The 21,484-nt window shown below is 61.7% G+C and carries 6 protein-coding genes; 1 reads left to right on the top strand and 5 read right to left on the bottom strand.

The features are described 5' to 3' along the window. Positions 1–282: 282 nt before the first annotated feature. From G4G71_RS14235 to hmpA, 3 genes are read right to left on the bottom strand one after another with little or no spacing between them, the layout of a single operon-like run. A complete protein-coding gene (locus G4G71_RS14235) occupies positions 283–1,473 on the bottom strand; it encodes an NnrS family protein (RefSeq protein ID WP_169938568.1) in 1,191 nt (396 codons plus the stop codon). Next, positions 1,460–1,717 (bottom strand): transmembrane sensor/regulator PpyR, encoded by a 258-nt coding sequence (locus G4G71_RS14230; RefSeq protein WP_169938566.1) that lies wholly within the window; start codon positions 1,715–1,717, stop codon positions 1,460–1,462. Before G4G71_RS14230 ends, G4G71_RS14235 begins: the two co-directional genes overlap by 14 nt. Positions 1,718–1,767: 50 nt before the next feature. Beyond that, the gene (hmpA, locus tag G4G71_RS14225) at positions 1,768–2,949 is read right to left on the bottom strand and encodes an NO-inducible flavohemoprotein (protein ID WP_169938564.1); all 1,182 of its coding nucleotides are present in this window, start codon (positions 2,947–2,949) and stop codon (positions 1,768–1,770) included. Between the two features lie 171 nt (positions 2,950–3,120). On the opposite strand from hmpA, the gene norR reads away from it, so the two are divergent. Further along, a complete protein-coding gene (gene norR, locus G4G71_RS14220; protein WP_169938562.1) occupies positions 3,121–4,680 on the top strand; it encodes a nitric oxide reductase transcriptional regulator NorR in 1,560 nt (519 codons plus the stop codon). A gap of 116 nt (positions 4,681–4,796) precedes the next feature. On the opposite strand, the gene G4G71_RS14215 is transcribed toward norR, so the two are convergent. Continuing rightward, the gene (locus G4G71_RS14215; protein ID WP_169938560.1) at positions 4,797–5,693 is read right to left on the bottom strand and encodes an OmpA family protein; all 897 of its coding nucleotides are present in this window, start codon (positions 5,691–5,693) and stop codon (positions 4,797–4,799) included. 98 nt (positions 5,694–5,791) lie between these two features. After that, a complete protein-coding gene (locus G4G71_RS14210) occupies positions 5,792–21,109 on the bottom strand; it encodes an Ig-like domain-containing protein (RefSeq protein ID WP_169938558.1) in 15,318 nt (5,105 codons plus the stop codon). Positions 21,110–21,484 lie beyond the last annotated feature (375 nt).

The raw sequence follows: 21,484 nt of genomic DNA, 5'->3' as shown, positions 1-21,484 counted from the left end.
AGCCGCGCGCGTAGGAGCAACTGTCTTCCCTGGGAAAGTTAGTGCCGGTACTTCCCCTCACCCCAGCCCTCTCCCAGAGGGAGAGGGAGCCGGCCGTGCCAGCAGACGCCATGGTTTCATCCTGCACCGAATGACCCCATCCCCCGCTTGAGCAGTGGGGCGCGCAGTCCGGGTTAGGGGAATGGGTCCTTGATCTCGTAGGAGCGGACTCCGTCCGCGATGGCTTTCCGACCACCCCCTTGAGAAATCTGCAGCGCGAATCAGCCGACCGCAGCGACAGACTCAGCCCGGCTGCCCATCCAGCCGCGGCTTCCAGAACATCGGGCCGTAGTGCCAGGCGAACATCAGGAAAGCCACGACCCAGCAGGCAGCCGCGATGCTCAAGCCTTCCAGCGGCCACCAGATCACCAGCAGCACCCGCGCGACTACGCCAAAGTTGAGCAGAGCGAACGCCCAGGCCATTGCCTTGGGCGGCTGCAGCGGTCGCCCGGTATGGCCCAGGCTGACGCGGGCGATCATCGCCAGGATCAGACCGCCCACTCCGCCCACGGTGAGGGCGTGGATCGCCAGGCTGACGTTGAAGGCCGGCGCGAAGTTCCACAGCGCCATCCCTGCCGGGGCCAGCAGCATCCACAGGTAGGCCAGGTGCAGCGACCAGAGCAGCGGCACACCCCAGAATCCCTTGTCGTACCAACGCCACAAGCGAATCAGGTGCCCCACGGCCAGCGCAGCAAACAGCAAGCCCACCAGTGGGTGCGGGGTCAGGCCGATACCGACTGCGGTCAGCACCGCCACCAGCAGGGTGCCGCCCAGCAGTGAGTTATCCAGCCAGTTCCAGGCCGGCACCTGAGCGGTGCGGCCCAGCCCACGCTGGGTGAAGAAGGGAATCACGCGGCCGCCGATCAGCCCCATCAGGGCCGCCACCAGCCAAAGCGCACCCAACGCGCCACCGCGCTGCCAGCTCTCGTTACCCATCCAGACGCCGGCCATCACCAGTGCATCGGCGAGCGTCAGCAGGCTCAGCACCAGGATGATCGGGTAGTTACGCTTCTGGCGGACCTGCCACAGACTGCGGCCGATGAAGAACGCCAGTGCCGGCATGAACGCCAACTCCAGCACGGTGACCAGCCATAGCGGCGCCCCGACGAGCCAGCCCACCCGCGCCGCCAGCCAGACCAGCGACAGCACCATCAGCGGTCTGCCACTGACGCCAGGGCGCCCGGTCCAGGTCTGCACGGCGGTCAGCAGGAAGCCGGCAATGATCGCCGCCGCGAAGCCAAAGAGCATTTCATGGCGATGCCAGCCCAGCCAGCCGCCCAACGGTTGCCACGTGGGCAACAATCCGAGCAGCACGGCCGCCCAGGCCGCGATGGCGATCAGCGCGAACACCGCGCCGCCGAGGAAGAACGGGCGGAACCCCAGGCGCCACAAGGGCGCGATGGTCAGCAGAGCCTTTCGATCAACCAGTAACACAGCAAGCCTCCCAGCCGTCCTTGCGCATCTGATGCTGGGCCACCAGCCGCAGCACGTAGCCCAGCTTCAATAATGTGGGCCCGAGGATGGTGAAGGCATGAGCTGCGACAACGCTTTGCAGGCTCAGATGACCATCGACGAAATAGGCTCCCACAATTCCCAGAAGCAGCAACACGAGCCCGCCGGTCAGCAGTGACCAGGACATCGAAAGATTGCGTTGCGGGCAAGCGAAAAGACTTTCCATCACACACCTCCTCGGGTTGCGCCGGCCAGCCATCGGGTCGGCGCTCAGGTTCAGGCCTCCAGCGCGCTGGCCGGGCCGAAGAACTCGTAGTGGGACTGTTGCTCAGGTACACCGATCTCGCGCAGGTGACGCTTCACCTGCGCCATGAACGGCTTGGGACCGAGGAAATAGGCGTCCAGGTCGCGGTCTTCCGGCAGCCAGTCGGCCAACAACTCCTGGCTGAGGAAGCCTTCGACATGCGCGGCGTCCTGTGCACGCGGCTCGCTGTAGCAGAAGTAATGCTTGAGCTGCGGATGCGCGTCGGACTGCGCCTCTACCCACTCGCGGAACGCATGTACACCACCGTGGCGAGCGCAGTGGATGAAATGCACTTCGCGGCCGGATTCCAGCGCCGGTTTGAGCATGGCCAGCGCCGGGGTGATGCCGACCCCGGCAGTGATCAGTGCCAGCGGCTTGTCGCCACTGCGCAGGACGAAATCACCCGCCGGCGGGAACAGGTCCAGTTCATCACCGACGTTCAGGCGGTCGTGCAGGTAGTTCGAAACCTTGCCTTCGGGCTCACGCTTCACACTGATGCGGTATTCACGGCCGTTGGGCGCATCGGACAGCGAGTAAGTGCGGCGTACTTCTTCCCCGCCAATATCCAGTGAAAGTCCGATGTACTGCCCCGGCTGGAAGTCCAGCAGCAGCTCGCCATCCAGCGGCTGGAAGTAGAACGAGGTGATCTCCTCGCTCTCGGCTTCCTTGCGGGCGATGCGGAAGCGCCGGGCGCCTCGCCAGCCGCCGCGCTGCTCGGCATTCTGCTGATACACCGACTCCTCGGCACCAATCAGGATATCGGCCAGTTGGCCATAGGCGGCGGCCCAGGCATCGATCACTTCCTGGGTAGCGATCTCCTCGCCCAGTACTTCGCGGATCGCGCGCAGCAGGCAGGTGCCGACGATCGGGTAGTGTTCCGGCTGGATCTGCAGGGCAACGTGCTTGTTGACGATCTTCGCCACCAGCGGGCCGAGCTGCTCCAGTTCATCGATGTGGCGGGCATACATCAGCACGCCATTGGCCAGCGCGCGGGGCTGGTCCCCGGAGGCCTGGTGTGCCTGGTTGAACAGCGGACGAACTTCCGGGTACTCGCTGAGCATCATCTTGTAGAAGTGCTGGGTCAGGGTCTCTCCGCCGGTCTCCAGCAGCGGGACAGTGGCCTTGACCAGGGTACGGTGTTCGTTGGACAGCATGTGGATCTCCTCGGGTTGGCCAGACAGCGAGTGGGACTGCCTGTGCTTTCTGAAAGGTGTATTTCAGGAAGCGTGCCAAGCTTGCAGCCCTTGATTTCCGGTCACTCCGCTTAAAAATGAGTCATAATGACCCGAATCTTCTGATGTCAAAAAGACTTCGCAGAGGTCAAAATGACTCGAAACCCCCTACTCGCCACCCTCCTCCCACTGGTCGCCGATCTGTCCCGCGAATTGCCGGACGGCGAACGCTACCGCCGCCTGCTCGAAGCCCTTCGCGGCCTGCTGCCTTGCGATGCCACTGCCCTGCTGCGCCTGGAAGGCGACCAGCTGGTGCCCCTGGCCGTCGATGGTCTCAGTCAGGACACCCTCGGCCGCCGCTTCAAGATCAGTGAGCACCCTCGCCTGCGCGCCCTCATCGAACATCCGGGGCCGACACACTTCGCCGCCGACTGCGGCCTGCCTGATCCCTACGACGGCCTGGTGGAGGGACTCCACGGCCACCTGGAAGTCCACGATTGCCTGGGCTGCCCGCTGTTTCTCGACGGGCAGCCCTGGGGTCTTCTGACCCTGGATGCACTGGATCCTGAGCGGTTCTCCACGGGCGACCTGGACAACCTGGAGGCCTTTGCCAGCCTGGCAGCGGCCACGGTCAAGGCCAGCCAGCGCATGCTTGATCTGGCCTTGCGCGCCGATCAGGAACAGCAACGTGCGGACGCCTATCAGCGCGCTTCCGGCGATCAGCCCAGAGAACTGATTGGCCAGAGCAAGGCCCACCAGGCCTTGATGGGCGAAATCCAGGTGGTGGCCGGCAGCGATCTGAGCGTGTTGATCACCGGGGAGACCGGTGTCGGCAAGGAACTGGTGGCCCAATCGATCCACGCCAACTCGCTGCGTCGCAGCCAGCCGCTGATCAGCCTGAACTGCGCAGCACTGCCGGAAACCCTGGTGGAAAGCGAGTTGTTTGGCCACGTTCGCGGCGCCTTTTCCGGCGCTGTGGGCGAACGGCGTGGCAAGTTCGAGCTGGCCGATGGCGGCACCCTCTTCCTCGACGAAGTCGGTGAGCTACCGCTGGCTATCCAGGCAAAGCTGCTGCGCGTTCTGCAGAGCGGCCAGCTGCAACGTCTGGGCTCTGATCGAGAGCATCACGTGGATGTACGCCTGATTGCCGCCACTAACCGTGATCTCGCCGAAGAGGTCCGCACCGGCCGCTTCCGCGCCGATCTCTACCACCGGCTGAGTGTCTACCCGCTGCGCGTGCCACCGCTACGTGAACGGGGGAACGATATCCTGCTGCTGGCGGGCTACTTCCTCGAACAGAATCGGCCACGCCTGGGGCTGCGCAGCCTGAGACTCACGCGCGAAGCCCAGTCAGCGCTGGTCGGCTACCCGTGGCCGGGAAACGTACGGGAACTGGAACACCTGATCGGTCGTGCATCTCTGAAAGCACTCGCAAATCACTCACAGCGCTCGCGCATCCTAAGCCTGGGTGTCGAGGATCTGACACTCAACTCCTTGCATAAGGGTGCCGATGAGAACCTCGCCGCAGAGACTTCGAGCGATTCGGACAGCGTGCCGACCGGAGGGCTGCGTCCCGCGGTGGATGCCTTCCAGCGGCGCATGATCAGTCAGAGCCTGGAGCGGCACGACGGCAACTGGGCTGCCGTCGCCCGCGACATGGGCCTGGATCGTGCCAACCTCAACCGCCTGGCCAGACGCCTGGCGATCAAATGAACCCTACCGGACCCGCACGACGCTAGGTGGGCGAAATCGTGGGCAGGCCCGGAGGGTACTCTTCCCCGATGAGGCGGCTGATGACTGTTCAGCCAGCTTGCCTCACAGGGCCATCCTCAGGTATCGGAGCGCTTACCGCGAATCAACAGGTCGACGCGCCGGTTGGGCGCGTTGCAGTTGATTCGATCGTTACGCGAACCACCATCACACTGCACCACAGGCTCGCTACTGCCATAACCTACGGCCCGGATCGCCTCGGTGCCTACGCCCAGTTGCAGCAGGACGCTTTTCACTGTTTGCGCGCGAGCCTCCGACAGGCGTTGATTGGACTGCACGCTGCCGATGGGATCGGCATGCCCGCCCACTTCCACGCTTTCCACATGCTGCGACTTGATCGCTTCGGCGATCTTGCGTAGCTCCGCGTGCCCCACATCGGTAATGTCCGAGTACCCGCTCTTGCCAAAGTGGAACAACACGTCACTGCGCAGACTCAGTCGCGTCTCGGTCTCGCAGGGCACGACCGCGCTGGCGCGATTGATGACATGACGCTGCAAGCGCAGGCTCTGCAACTGCCGCTCGGCGCTCTGACGAGCCTGAACCACCGGCGTGCTTGATTTCGGGTTTACCGGAACCTCGAGGAAGTAGGTCTTTCCGCCCTCGAAGACTGCCGACGCCCGAGGGTTCAGCTTGCCCTCATACAGCGGTTCATCGCCTATATAGGACTCCAGGGTGTGTTCGCCCGCCGGGATACAGAACACGGTATAGCCGCCAGGCATCAAAGCACCTTGCAGCTCGCGGTCCACATACACATTGGCGCCTTGCGTACCCTGGTCGGCACCGCGGAAGAACACGACCTGGGACTGCTCGGCAGCGACAGACTCCACCGGGTGGTAGGCAGCGCCGAAGATGGACTCGTTCTGATTGGCCAGAACGGAGGCGCTGCAGCTGATGGCCGCGCTGAGAATGCTCAGTTGGGCCGCTCTGTGCATAGCCCTGTAAATGGGATATTCCATTGAAAGACTCTCCTTCGCCTCGTTGTGGATACAACGAGGCGTGCAAATGAAATGGTGGTAACGCCGGAGTGCGGAAGCTTCCGCACTCCGGCCAGGCCTTAGCCGACGAGGTGAACCTGCAGCTTGTCCTCGACCAGCAGCTCGGCCGAGCCATAGGTATAAACCTTGTAGCTATGGCCATCGCTGGAGGCGGTGGACTCGGTCCAGGCGATACCGGTCTTGGTCAGGTCGACACTGCCGGTCTGCCCATCGATCACCATCTGCTTCTTGCCGTCCTTGAACATCATGTCGGTCTGGCCCATGCGCAGAACGTCATCCAGCTTCACCGTCATCGAGTTGCCCCCGCTGCCCAGGTCGAACTTCTCGAAGTTCATGACCTTGGCCTGCATGGCGCCCAGGTTGAGGTTCAGGCCGCTGCCGTCCAGTACCAGGGTGTCGGTACCGGTGCCGCCATCCACTGCGCGGAAGTCCAGGGAAACGACGTGGATCGAGTCGTTACCGGAACCGCCGTTGGCGAAGTCGCCCTTGCCGATGTTCAGGATGGTGTCGTTGCCGGCACCGCCCAGGATCAGGTTGTGGTCGACCGGCTTCCCGTCGATACCCTTGCCATCGGCGATGATCACGTCGTCACCGGTGGTGTACATCTTGGTGAAGTCGGCCTTCGAGTAGTAGATGTACGCCGCGCCGGAATTACTGCCTCCGTGAGTGGTGTCGGTGCTGCCATCCGGATAGGTCCCATAGATGCTGCTGGTTGGAGCACTGCCGGCAATGTCGATGATGCCGTCGCCGTTCCAGTCACCCATGGCCACGGACTGCCCCAGGTGTTCGCCGGCGGTCTGGCCGTAAAGGACATAACCCTTGCTCGGATCACTGATCAGATCAGTAATCGAGATCGCCGGAACACCGTTGGTGAAGTTTTCCTCACGGCCGTAGATGACGTAGATCGCCCCACACTCGCTCTTGCCGTTAGCGGTCACCTTCGGCGCACCGATGATGAAGTCAGCGATACCATCACCGTTGACGTCTCCGCCGCCGACAATGCCGGCACCGAACCACTCGTTCGCATCGACCCATTTGGACGTCGTGGACTTGTCGTTGAGGATGGTGAAGCCATCGGCGCTGGTCAGCGCGCGGCTACCGGCCGGAACCGCACCGGTAGCCGAGTTGGCCAGACCGATTGGCTGGGTAACGTCGAGACCACCCTTCTTGCCGTAAATAACTACGGTGCGGTCGATGCCAGCGTTCGGCATGCCGAAGGCAAAGTCGTCCACGCCATCACCGTTGATGTCGCCCAGGCGGGCAACCGGGTGGTAGCCATACCAGCGATCCACCAGCATGTTGTTGTCGGCGGTGACGAAGCGCACACCGTCAATGCCATCGCGGAATTTCGCCAGGTCCATCGTGGTCCCGAAGCCGCCCGCCTTGCCATAAACCAGATAGCTGGTGGTGCCATCGTTACCCTCGAAGAACATGTCCTCGATACCATCGCCGTTGATGTCGCCAACAGTGCCCATGTACAGGCCCATCGCCGCCTTGTCGCCAGCCGCCAGGGCGAACGTGGTGTTGCGCACGTCCGAGGTAATGGTCTCCTTGGCCAGGTCCGTGGTCGGCACGAAGGTGTCGGGGTATCGAGCATCGGTCCCGACGTACTTCATGTAGATGTTCTGCCACGGCTTGCCGTCGGCCAGGGTAGCGCCGCCGTAGATGACCTGAACCGAGCCCTGCTTCCAGCCCGCGGAGCCGTTGGTGTAGCCGCCCCAGTTGCTGAAGATCAGGTCGGTGTAGCCATCACCATCGATGTCGCCGCCCGCCGAACCGAAGAACATCCAGGAGTCGGTGCCGTGACCGGTGACCGGGTTACGGGTCGAGATCAGGAAGCCGTGGCTGTTATCGCCGTCGTTGATCGACTTGAGGTCCAGCGTGCCATTGGTGTAGGTGCCATTCGGCCCACCGAAGAGCACATACATGCTGTCCTGGTAGTGGCTGCCCACCGCGATGTCGGCGTAACCGTCACCGTTGAAGTCAGCCAGCGCCGAAGCAACCATGCCTTCCTGCGTGAAGCGCGGATCGGTGTTGGTAATGATCAGTCCCTGGCTCGGCTTCAACGCTCCCAGGTTCCCCAGGTTCGGTAGGCCGCTCCCAGTGCCATAGATCAGGTAGGACTTGCCGAGATCGCTGCTGGTGGTGTTGGCATTGGGCGCCGTAACGAAGAAGTCATCGATGCCGTCGCCATTGAAGTCGCCCACGTTGGTGATCAGCCAGCCAGCGTTGTCGCCCGGCTTCTCGCCGACCAGCGTACTGCGCGTAGCACTGTTGATCACCAGGTCGTCGGTACCGCCATGGGCGCCGATCAGCTTGCCGGCATTCGGTGTCTGTACGTTACCCGCCTCGTCGACCACCACGGCCTTGAGCTTGTAGGTGCCGTCCTTGAGGCTCGGCAGGTCGACTGTCCAGGTGCCATCTGAGTTGACCTTGACGCCACTGACGAAGACGGTGTCGCCCGCATCCAGCTTGCCATCGTTGTTCTTGTCATCGAACAGGGTAACGGTGAGCTTGTCGAAGGCATCGCTGCCGGTGGTTACCTTGCCGTTGATGGTCGGCGTGGCATCGCCAGTGATGTTGTCGTCGTTGTAATCACCCCAGTCGCTACCCGGATCCAGGTCAATCGTCGTGGTGTTGCTCGGCCCGGAGATGTCGATGATCACCTGCTGGGTCGTTACCTGGCCGGCAATACCGGTCTGGCTGACCACGCGCGCCTCGAAGATATAGGTACCCGCCGCCATCGTCACCGAAGTGTTGTCATAGGACCAGCGCAGACGATCCTCGCTCAGCACGGCGTCCTTCCAGCTCACGCCCCCGTCGGAGGAGAACTGCACCTTCTCACCGGCCGACACCGCCGTATCCACCTTCCCATTGATCACCAGAGTCTGATCGCGGGTGATGAAGTCATGGTCGGAAATCCCCGTATCTTCGGTGATCCCGGTGATAGTGGCGAGGTTGCTCGGTACCGACGAATCCAGCGTAATGCTGTACTTCGAGCTCGGCGCCGTACTGTTGCCAGCCGGGTCGGACTCCACCGCAGTCAGGTCGTTCAGGCCCGAGACCAGTGCGGCCGAGGGCTGCATGGACCAATTGCCATTGGCATCAACAATGGCGCTGCCGATCTTGTGATTATCGTTGCTGTCCTTTGTGTACACCGTGATGATGTCGCCAGCTGTACCGGTACCGCTGATCACCGGACGCGAGTCATCAGTGAGGCCACCGTTACCGATGTTACCGGTGATATCACCCACGCTGTCCAGCACGCCAGTGATCGCCAGCTTGGTGTAATCCGGCGGGGTGTAGTCGGTAGTGAGGCTGAAGACATCCGACTTGACGCTGGTGTTGCCGGCCTTGTCGGTCGCATCGACGGTGAAGTTGTGATCTCCCTCGCTGATACCGGTGGTCGGCGTGTAGCTCCAGGCGCCATTGGCGTCGGCCATCACCGAGCCCAGCACCGAGCCGTTGTCGTAGATGGTGACCTTCGAGTTGGCTTCGGCCTGCCCCGACAGCGTCGGGGTCGGGTCGTCCGTCACGCCATGGTTGGCGATCGGGCCCTGGATGGCGCCCACGTCATCGGTCACCAGATCGATGCTCGGTTTGACCGGTGCCACGGTATCGATGATGAAGGTGAACGGCGTTGTCGGATCGCTGACGTTACCGGCCTTATCCGTTGCGGTAGCGGTAATGCTGTGTTCACCCTGTCCCATGTCCGAGACCGGGGTGAAACTCCAGGTGCCATCGGCTTTCACCGTAGTGCTGCCCAGCTCGACAGTCCCATCGGAAACTTTGATGGTGCTGCCAGCCTTGCCAGTACCCTGGATTTCCGGACGAGTATCGTCGGTATAGCCACCATTGCTGATGTCGCCGGTGATGCTACCGACATCGTCGATCAGGTGGGTAATCGAGACCAGCACCTGGGAGGTATCCACGATCACGTTCAGCGGGCTGTTCTGACCGCTGCTGTTGCCAGCCTTATCCAGTACTTCCGTGCTGAATGCATGGTTGCCATCAGGCAACGCGGCGGTCGGCGTGAAGCTCCACTTGCCGTCGGCACCCACATCGGCTTCGCCGATCTTCGCGCCGTTGTCGAAGATGATGACCTTGCCATTCGGCTCGGCACCACCGCTGAACACCGGACGGTTGTCGTCGGTGGTATCACCGGCGTGTAGCGGGCCAGTTACCGCGCCCACGTTGTCGGTCACCGCCAGGCCGGTCACATTGGCCGGTGCCGTGGTGTCGACGCTGAAGTTCCAGCCTCCAGTCGGTGCACTGACCTGACCGATAGGATCGGTCGCCGTGGCAGTGACGTTGTGCAGACCGTCCGCCAGCGCGCTGGTGGTAATGCTCCAGCTGCCATTGGCATCGGCCACCGCACTGCCGATCAGGGTGCTGCCGTCGTACAGCTTGACGGTAGTGCCCGCATCCGAAGTGCCCTTGAAGGTCGGCTGGTTGTCGTCGGTCACGTCGCCTTTCTGCAGGAAGCCGGTGTACGGCCCTACATCGTCGAAGACGCTTTCGATGGTCGGTACAGCCGGCCCTACCGTCATCACGGTGACGCTGTATGTCGCGCTCGGCGCCGTGGTGTTGCCCGCCACGTCACGCTCGACCGCGGTCAACTCGTTGAGACCCGAATTGAGCCCTGTCGTCGGGGTCAGCGACCAGTGGCCGCTGGCATCGACGATGGCACTGCCGATCTGATGGTTGCCAGTGGAGTCCTTGTCGTAGACGAAGATCGTGTCACCGGCCGTACCGGTACCACTGATCACCGGACGGGTGTCGTCGGTGCTGCCATTGTTGGCGACGTTACCGGTCACTTCACCCACGCTGTCCAGCACGCCAGTAATGGCCAGCTTGCTGTAGTCCGGCGGGGTGTAGTCGGTGGTGAGACTGAAGACATCCGACTTGACGCTGGTGTTGCCGGCCTTGTCGGTCGCATCGACGGTGAAGTTGTGATCACCCTCGCTGATACCGGTGGTCGGCGTGTAGCTCCAGGCGCCATTGGCGTCGGCCATCACCGAGCCCAGCACCGAGCCGTTGTCGTAGATGGTGACCTTCGAGTTGGCTTCGGCCTGCCCCGACAGCGTCGGGGTCGGATCATCCGTCACGCCATGGTTGGCGATCGGGCCCTGGATGGCGCCCACGTCATCGGTCACCAGATCGATGCTCGGTTTGACCGGTGCCACGGTATCGATGATGAAGGTGAACGGCGTTGTCGGATCGCTGACGTTACCGGCCTTATCCGTTGCGGTAGCGGTAATGCTGTGTTCACCCTGTCCCATGTCCGAGACCGGGGTGAAACTCCAGGTGCCATCGGCTTTCACCGTAGTGCTGCCCAGCTCGACAGTCCCATCGGAAACTTTGATGGTGCTGCCAGCCTTGCCAGTACCCTGGATTTCCGGACGAGTATCGTCGGTATAGCCACCATTGCTGATGTCGCCGGTGATGCTACCGACATCGTCGATCAGGTGGGTAATCGAGACCAGCACCTGGGAGGTATCCACGATCACGTTCAGCGGGCTGTTCTGACCGCTGCTGTTGCCAGCCTTATCCAGTACTTCCGTGCTGAATGCATGGTTGCCATCAGGCAACGCGGCGGTCGGCGTGAAGCTCCACTTGCCGTCGGCACCCACATCGGCTTCGCCGATCTTCGCGCCGTTGTCGAAGATGATGACCTTGCCATTCGGCTCGGCACCACCGCTGAACACCGGACGGTTGTCGTCGGTGGTATCACCGGCGTGTAGCGGGCCAGTTACCGCGCCCACGTTGTCGGTCACCGCCAGGCCGGTCACATTGGCCGGTGCCGTGGTGTCGACGCTGAAGTTCCAGCCTCCAGTCGGTGCACTGACCTGACCGATAGGATCGGTCGCCGTGGCAGTGACGTTGTGCAGACCGTCCGCCAGCGCGCTGGTGGTAATGCTCCAGCTGCCATTGGCATCGGCCACCGCACTGCCGATCAGGGTGCTGCCGTCGTACAGCTTGACGGTAGTGCCCGCATCCGAAGTGCCCTTGAAGGTCGGCTGGTTGTCGTCGGTCACGTCGCCTTTCTGCAGGAAGCCGGTGTACGGCCCTACATCGTCGAAGACGCTTTCGATGGTCGGTACAGCCGGCCCTACCGTCATCACGGTGACGCTGTATGTCGCGCTCGGCGCCGTGGTGTTGCCCGCCACGTCACGCTCGACCGCGGTCAACTCGTTGAGACCCGAATTGAGCCCTGTCGTCGGGGTCAGCGACCAGTGGCCGCTGGCATCGACGATGGCACTGCCGATCTGATGGTTGCCAGTGGAGTCCTTGTCGTAGACGAAGATCGTGTCACCGGCCGTACCGGTACCACTGATCACCGGACGGGTGTCGTCGGTGCTGCCATTGTTGGCGACGTTACCGGTCACTTCACCCACGCTGTCCAGCACGCCAGTAATGGCCAGCTTGCTGTAGTCCGGCGGGGTGTAGTCGGTGGTGAGACTGAAGACATCCGACTTGACGCTGGTGTTGCCGGCCTTGTCGGTCGCATCGACGGTGAAGTTGTGATCACCCTCGCTGATACCGGTGGTCGGCGTGTAGCTCCAGGCGCCATTGGCGTCGGCCATCACCGAGCCCAGCACCGAGCCGTTGTCGTAGATGGTGACTTTCGAGTTGGCTTCGGCCTGGCCCGACAGCGTCGGGGTCGGGTCGTCCGTCACGCCATGGTTGGCGATCGGGCCCTGGATGGCGCCCACGTCATCAATTACCAGGTCGATGGTCGGTTTGACCGGTGCCACGGTATCGATGATGAAGGTGAACGGCGCAGTCGGATCGCTGACATTACCTGCCTTATCCGTTGCGGTAGCGGTAATGCTGTGAGCACCCTGCCCCAGATCGAAGGCCGGGGTGAAGCTCCACTTCTCGCTCGCACCCACGGTCACCGAGCCCAGTACTGTGGTGCCGTCGGAGATCGTGACAATGCTGCCAGCCTTGCCAGTACCCTGGATTTCCGGACGGGTATCGTCGGTATAGCCACCGTTGCTGATGTCGCCGGTGATGCTACCGACATCATCGATCAGGTGGGTAATCGAGACCAGCACCTGGGAGGTATCCACGATCACGCTCAGCGGGGCGTTCTGACCGCTGCTGTTGCCAGCCTTGTCCAGCACTTCCGTGCTGAACGCATGGTTGCCATCAGGCAACGAGGCGGTCGGCGTGAAGCTCCACTTGCCATCGGCACCCACATCGGCTTCGCCGATCTTCGCGCCGTTGTCGAAGATGATGACCTTGCCATTTGGCTCGGCACCACCACTGAACACCGGACGGTTGTCGTCGGTGGTATCACCGGCGTGCAGCGGACCAGTTACCGCGCCGACGTTGTCGGTCACCGTCAGGCCGGTCACGTTGGCCGGTGCCGTGGTGTCGACGCTGAAGTTCCAACCTCCAGTCGGTGCACTGACCTGACCGATAGGATCGGTCGCCGTGGCAGTGACGTTGTGCAGACCATCCGCCAGCGCGCTGGTGGTAATGCTCCAGCTGCCATTGGCATCGGCCACCGCACTGCCGATCAGGGTGCTGCCGTCGTACAGCTTGACGGTAGTGCCCGCATCCGAAGTGCCCTTGAAGGTCGGCTGGCTGTCGTCGGTCACGTCGCCCTTCTGCAGGAAACCGGTATACGGCCCTACATCGTCGAAGACGCTTTCGATGGTCGGCACAGCTGGTCCTACCGTCACCACGGTGACGCTGTATTTCGCGCTCGGCGCCGTGGTGTTGCCTGCCACGTCACGCTCGACCGCAGTCAGCTCGTTGACCCCCGAGATCAAGGGGGCCGTCGGGGTCAGCGACCAGTGGCCGCTGGCATCGACGATGGCACTGCCGACCTGATGGTTGCCGGTGGAGTCCTTGTCGTAGACGAAGATCGTGTCACCGGCCGTGCCGGTACCACTGATCACCGGACGGGTGTCGTCGGTGCTGCCATTGTTGGCGACGTTACCGGTCACTTCACCCACGCTGTCCAGCACGCCAGTAATGGCCAGCTTGCTGTAGTCCGGCGGGGTGTAGTCGGTGGTGAGGCTGAAGACATCCGACTTGACGCTGGTGTTGCCAGCCTTGTCGGTCGCATCGACGGTGAAGTTGTGATCACCCTCGCTGATACCGGTGGTCGGCGTGTAGCTCCAGGCGCCATTGGCGTCGGCCATCACCGAGCCCAGCACCGAGCCGTTGTCGTAGATGGTGACCTTCGAGTTGGCTTCGGCCTGCCCCGACAGCGTCGGGGTCGGGTCGTCCGTCACGCCATGGTTGGCGATCGGGCCCTGGATGGCACCCACGTCATCAATTACCAGGTCGATGGTCGGCTTGACCGGTGCCACGGTATCGATGATGAAGGTGAACGGCGCAGTCGGATCGCTGACATTACCTGCCTTATCCGTTGCGGTAGCGGTAATGCTGTGAGCACCCTGCCCCAGATCGAAGGCCGGGGTGAAGCTCCACTTCTCGCTCGCACCCACGGTCACCGAGCCCAGTACTGTGGTGCCGTCGGAGATCGTGACAATGCTGCCAGCCTTGCCAGTACCCTGGATTTCCGGACGGGTATCGTCGGTATAGCCACCGTTGCTGATGTCGCCGGTGATGCTACCGACATCATCGATCAGGTGGGTAATCGAGACCAGGACCTTGGAGGTATCCACGATCACGCTCAGCGGGGCGTTCTGACCGCTGCTGTTGCCAGCCTTGTCCAGCACTTCCGTGCTGAACGCATGGTTGCCATCAGGCAACGAGGCGGTCGGCGTGAAGCTCCACTTGCCATCGGCACCTACATCGGCCTCGCCGATTGCCTTGCCGTTGTCGTAGATGATGACCTTGCCGTTTGGCTCGGCTCCGCCGCTGAACACCGGACGGTTGTCGTCAGTGGTATCACCCGCATGCAGCGGGCCAGTTACCGCGCCCACGTTGTCGGTCACCGCCAGGCCGGTCACGTTGGCCGGTGCCGTAGTGTCGACGCTGAAGTTCCAACCTCCAGTCGGTGCACTGACCTGACCGATAGGATCGGTCGCCGTGGCAGTGACGTTGTGCAGACCATCCGCCAGCGCGCTGGTGGTAATGCTCCAGCTGCCATTGGCATCGGCCACCGCACTGCCGATCAGGGTGCTGCCGTCGTACAGCTTGACGGTAGTGCCCGCATCCGAAGTGCCCTTGAAGGTCGGCTGGCTGTCGTCGGTCACGTCGCCCTTCTGCAGGAAACCGGTATACGGCCCTACATCGTCGAAGACGCTTTCGATGGTCGGCACAGCTGGTCCTACCGTCACCACGGTGACGCTGTATTTCGCGCTCGGCGCCGTGGTGTTGCCTGCCACGTCACGCTCGACCGCAGTCAGCTCGTTGACCCCCGAGATCAAGGGGGCCGTCGGGGTCAGCGACCAGTGGCCGCTGGCATCGACGATGGCACTGCCGATCTGATGGTTGCCAGTGGAGTCCTTGTCGTAGACGAAGATCGTGTCACCGGCCGTGCCGGTACCACTGATCACCGGACGGGTGTCGTCGGTGCTGCCATTGTTGGCGACGTTACCGGTCACTTCACCCACGCTGTCCAGCACGCCAGTAACGGCCAGCTTGCTGTAGTCCGGCGGGGTGTAGTCGGTGGTGAGGCTGAAGACATCCGACTTGGTGCTGGTGTTGCCAGCCTTGTCGGTCGCATCGACGGTGAAGTTGTGATCACCCTCGCTGATACCGGTGGTTGGCGTGTAGCTCCACGCGCCATTGGCGTCGGCCATCACCGAGCCCAGCACCGAGCCGTTGTCGTAGATGGTGACTTTCGAGTTGGCTTCGGCCTGGCCCGACAGCGTCGGGGTCGGGTCGTCCGTCACGCCATGGTTGGCGATCGGGCCCTGGATGGCGCCCACGTCATCAATTACCAGGTCGATGGTCGGTTTGACCGGTGCCACGGTATCGATGGTGAAGGTGAACGCCGTGGTCGGATCGCTGACGTTACCCGCCTTATCTGTTGCGGTGGCGGTAATGCTGTGCGCACCCTGCCCCAAGTCCGAGACCGGGGTGAAACTCCAGGTGCCATCGGCTTTCACCGTGGTGCTGCCCAGTTCGACGTTGCCATCAAAGACTTTGATGATGCTACCGGCTTTCCCGACACCCTGGATCTCCGGACGGGTATCGTCGGTATAGCCACCATTGCTGATGTCGCCGGTGATGCTGCCGACATCGTCGACCACATGTGTGATCAAGACCGGCATGCCAATGGTATCCACGATCACGTTCAGCGGACTGTTCTGACCGCTGCTGTTGCCGGCCTTGTCCAGTACTTCCGTGCTGAATGCATGGTTGCCATCAGGCAACGAGGCGGTCGGCGTGAAGCTCCACTTGCCGTCGGCACCCACATCGGCTTCGCCGATCTTCGCGCCGTTGTCGAAGATGATGACCTTGCCATTCGGCTCGGCACCACCGCTGAACACCGGACGGTTGTCGTCGGTGGTATCACCGGCGTGTAGCGGGCCAGTTACCGCGCCAACGTTGTCGGTCACCGTAAGGCCGGTCACGTTGGCCGGTGCCGTGGTGTCGACGCTGAAGTTCCAGCCTCCCGTCGGGCTGCTAACCAGACCCACGCTATTGGTCGCAGTGGCAACTACATTGTGCGTACCGTCAGCCAGAACACTTGTGGTGATTTCCCACTTGCCATTGGCATCGGTAACGGCACTACCGATCAGGGTGCTGCCGTCATACAACTTGACGATGGTGCCCGGATCGGAGGAGCCCTTGAAGGTCGGCTGGCTGTCGTCGGTCACGTCGCCCTTCTGCAGGAAGCCGGTATACGGCCCTACATCGTCGTACACGTTATCGATGGCTGGTACCGATGGGCCTACCGTCACCAAGGTGACGCTGTACTTTTCGCATGGCGCGGTCTTGTTGCCTGCCGCATCCATCTCGACAGCGGTCAGGTCGTTAACGCCGGAAACCAGTGGGAGTGACGGGGTCAACTTCCAGGTGCCATCAGAATCTACAGTGGCCCGGCCGATCTCATGGTTGCCGGTGCTGTCCTTGCTGAAGACGATGACGGTATCGCCAGCGGTACCCTTACCGCTGATCTCCGGACGCGCGTCATCGGTCTCGCCACCATTCACGATGTTGCCTGTGATCAGGCCGACGTGATCTTCAACACCGGTGATCGACAGCTTGGTAAAGTCCGGCGGGGTGTAGTCGGTATCTACCGCGTAAACATCGGACTTGACGCTGACGTTTCCTGCAGCATCGGTCGCTGTGATCGTAAAGTCATGATGACCTTCGGAAAGCGCAATGGCGGGTGTGTAGCTCCAAGCCCCATTGGCATCGGCGACCGTTTCACCCAGCTTCGAGCCGTTGTCGTAGATAATGACCTTGGAACCGGGCTCCGCCTCGCCGGAGAGGACCGGCTTGGAGTCATCGGTCACGCCACCCCTGGCAACCACGCCCTGGATCTCGCCCACATAGTCGTACACCGAATCGATGCTCGGCTTGACGGGGGCGCTGTAGTCAGTGGTGATACTGAAGACGTCCGAGTTGGCGCTGGTATTTCCAGCAGCGTCGGTCGCAGTGACGGTGAAGTCATGCTTACCTTCGGTGATCGGGGTGGTTGGTGTATAGCTCCATTGACCCGACTTGTCGGCGATCACTTCGCCCAGCTTGGCGCCGTTATCGTAGACCGCCACCCTGGAGCCAGCTTCGGCTTTCCCCGAGAGGGTCGGGTTCGGGTCGTCACTCACCCCGCCATTGGCGATCGGCCCCTGAACCGCGCCCACATCATCCAGAACCTGGTCGATAGTCGGCTTGCCTGGCGCAGTGGTATCAACGATGAAAACGAACGTCGCTGGGTCGCTGACATTGCCTGCCAGATCGGTTGCAGTGGCCTTGATGGTGTGCGCACCTTCGGACAGAGAGGCCGTTGGCTTGAAGGTCCAGCTACCATCAGCCATCACCCCGGCGGTTCCCAGTTTGGTAGAACCGTCATATACGGTGATGATGCTGCCGACCTTGCCAGTACCCTGGATGGTCGGACGAGTATCGTCGGTGGAGCCACCGTTACTGATGTCACCAGTGATGCTGCCGACATCGTCGATCAGGTGGGTGATCGAGACCAGCACCTTGGACGTGTCCACGATCACGTTCAGTGGAACGCTCTGACCACTGCTGTTACCAGCCCGGTCGAGCACCTCCGTGCTGAACGCATGGTCGCCATTAGCCAACGCGGCGGTCGGGATGAAACTCCATTTGCCATCGGCCCCCACATCGGCTTCGCCGATTGCCTTGCCGTTGTCGTAGATGATGACCTTGCCGTTTGGCTCGGCACCACCGCTGAACACCGGACGGTTGTCGTCGGTGGTATCACCGGCATGCAGCGGACCAGTTACCGTGCCGACGTTATCGGTGACGCTCAAACCCGTCACGTTGTCCGGCGCGGTAGTGTCGACGATGAAGTTCCACACCCCCGTCGGATCACTGCTCTGACCTACGCTGTTGGTAGCGGTGGCAATCACCTCATGCGGACCGTCGGCCAGCTTATCGGTGGTGATGCTCCAGTTACCGCTGGCATCGGCCATGGTGCTGCCGATCAGCGCGCTACCGTCATACAGTTTGATGACGCTGCCGCCGTCAGCGGAGCCCTTGAAGGTCGGTGTGCTGTCGTCAGTGACATCACCTTTCTGCAGGAAGCCCTGGTATGGACCGACATCGTCATGAACGCTGATGATGGTCGGCACCGACGGCGTACCAATCACAACGTCAATGCTGTACTTCGCGCTCGGATCGGTCTTGTTGCCCGCTACGTCCATCTCGACAGCAGTCAGGTCGTTCGTACCAGAAACCAGTGGAAATGCGGGGGTCAGCTTCCAGGTACCATCAGCACCTACAGTGGCGCGACCGATCTCATGGTTGCCGGTGCTGTCCTTGCTGAAGACGATGACGGTATCACCAGCAGTACCCTTGCCGCTGATCTCCGGACGCGCATCATCGGTTTCGCCGCCATTCGGGACATTACCGGTGATCGGCGCCACATGGTCTTCCACACCCGTAATCAACAGCTTGGTAATGTCCGGTGGAGTGGTGTCGATATCAACCACGATAACGGTCGGCTGACTGGTATTTCCAGCAGCGTCCGCCGCAGTGACACTGATGTTGTTGTTACCCTCCGGCAGTGGTTGGCTCGGCGTAACCGACCAGTTGCCGTTGTCATCCGCTTTGGCGGTGAGGACTTCTCCGGTGGGCAATGTAACCGTCACATCGGCATGAGGCTCTGTATGGCCGTCGATGGTCGGCCTGGTCTCATTGGTAATACCGTCGCCCTTGACGCCCGTATCGGAGTCAGGGTCCAGCCAGACCTGTGGAGCATCCGGGGCAATGGTATCCACTACCACGACGAACGGGGCCGAAGACGGACTGACATTGCCCGCAACATCGGTCACGGTCACCGTGATGTTATGAGCACCTTCAGACAGTGGCTTATCCTGGGGAGCCTCATAGCTCCACTTGCCATCCTGGCCGACAACTGCCTCGCCGATTTTCTTGCCACCGTCGTACAGGGTGATGGTCTGATTCGGCTCACCGTTACCTGAGAAGGTTGGCCGAGTGTCGTTGGTACTGTCACCGCTATTGAGCGGTCCAACCTTGGGCTCGACGTTGTCGTAAACCATGTCGAGTGTGCCATCCGGACCAATTACCGGCTCGGGCGGATTGGTCGTGTCAATGTTGACCACAATCACAGTCGGCTGACTGGCGTTTCCTGCAGCATCCGTCGCGGTGACGCTGATGCTGTTGTCACCCTCCGTCAGCGGTTTGGTCGGAGTCACTGACCAGTTACCGTCGCCGTCTGCCTTGACGTTGATCACTTCGCCGGTTGGCAGCGTCACCTTGACGTCCGCATTCGGCTCGGTCTTGCCGTCAATAGTTGGCTTGGTATCGCTGGTGATATTGTCGCCCTTGATACCGGTGTCGGATGCCGGATCCAGCCAAACCTTGGGCGCATCGGGAGCTGTGGTGTCGATATCCAGCGAAATGACTGTGGGTTGGCTCGGGTTGCCAGCGGGATCCGTAGCAACAACAGTGATGTCGCCAGCTCCGTCCGGCAATGGCTTCGTCGGGGTGACGGACCAATCGCCATTCGCGTCGGCGGTGACAACTACAGTTTCACCGGTCGGGAACTTCACCGTGACGTCTGCGCCCGGCTCGGTGTGACCATCGATGGTCGGCCTGGTGTCATTAGTGATGTTGTCACCCTTGACGCCAGTGTCCGAGTCAGGGTCCAGCCAGACTTTCGGCGCTTCCGGAGCGATGGTGTCGATGATGACCGGAATGACGATTTCGGTCTGGTTGCCCGCTGGGTCCTGCGCGATAACCTTGATGTCGTTATTGCCTTCGGGGAGCGGCTGAGTGGGCGGCGGGGCAACCCAGGTGCCGTCGTCCTTGACGTCAACCGTAACGGTTTCACCTGTCGGGTAAACGACGATGATGGTATCGCCGGGTTCGCCGGTACCATGGATGGAAGGTTCATTGCTGGGCGAGTAAGTCTGGCCATCGTGCTCGACGGCACCACTTATCTCGGCAGTGGGAGCAGAAGGCGGAACCGTGTCGACGGCGAAGTCGATGACATGGACGGGAGCACTGGGTTTTTCCCCTTTACCTTCCTGGACGACATCAATGCTGTGGTTGCCGTCGTTGAGGTCAACATTGGGGGTGAATGTCCAGGTTTGGTCCGGCCCGACCGTGGTGCTACCGATTTCCTGACCATTGTCATAGATGTGGATGATTGCGCCCGCCTCACCCTTGCCGGAAATGACCGGCCGCGGATCGTCGGTAGCTTCGCCATTGGCGATCACGCCCTGCTTCGGCCCCACATGATCGGTGATCTGGGTATCAGTGACGGAGGGGCTGGTCTTGGTGTGATGCTTGTCATCACTCTTGGTCGCTGCGGCCACACCACCCACCGCTCCTGCGCCCGCCAGAAGCGGCCACAGCAGGAAGCCGGCGGATTCGTCGATTTCGCCGTTGACCACCGGCGCAGCACCCAGCGGGTTGCCGCCCAGGGCGATGGGGGTCATCTCGCCATCGGCCAGCAACAGCTGGCTGTAGAAGCCTTCACCGTCGGTACGCACGTACGCATACATCTGGCCGTCTTCGGATACGCCATAGAGCTGGGTGTCCATGCCGTCGGCGAAGAAGTCCTGGATCACCAGGTCAGGCTTGTCGCTGCCCTGGAAGAAGACCAGCAGGTCCTTGCCGTCCCGCTTGACCGTGACGTTCTCCGGAGCCACTTCGCTGTTGTCGAGCTTGAGGAGGTACTTGGTACCGATCTTTGCCTTGACCTTGCCACCATCCTTGAACGTAACCCGCTGGGCTGCATTTTCGGACACTTCTACCAGTTGGACTTTTTCAGCGGACATCTGTGTTTTCCTTATCCAGCCACATAAAAAAACTGCGGTGGCCAGCTTAAGGCGGGAGCCCTTTAGCCATTTGTAGGACAATTCGGCAGATCAATGGGGATTCGCCGCAACTGCAATCACAGAGGACTACAGCGCAAAACCGGCACCTGCGATTGGCCACTGCTGGAGCTGTAGGAACGAGAGACGAAACCGTGAGGCAATAGGCTGGGCAGTGCTCCACCGCAGGACGAACCAGCAGTTGAAAAACTCCATGTCGAATGCCGGATCGTGCAGCTGGAAATCGGATGAACCGCTGGCGGGGCCAGCGGCACGATGGTGATAGACTATGCAGCCATTTTCCGGCCGACCCGCTCCCGGGCCGGCAATCGTCACAGA

This window comes from Pseudomonas multiresinivorans, from assembly GCF_012971725.1.
Classification (GTDB): domain Bacteria; phylum Pseudomonadota; class Gammaproteobacteria; order Pseudomonadales; family Pseudomonadaceae; genus Pseudomonas; species Pseudomonas multiresinivorans.
This window is presented reverse-complemented; position numbering and strand designations above follow the sequence as displayed.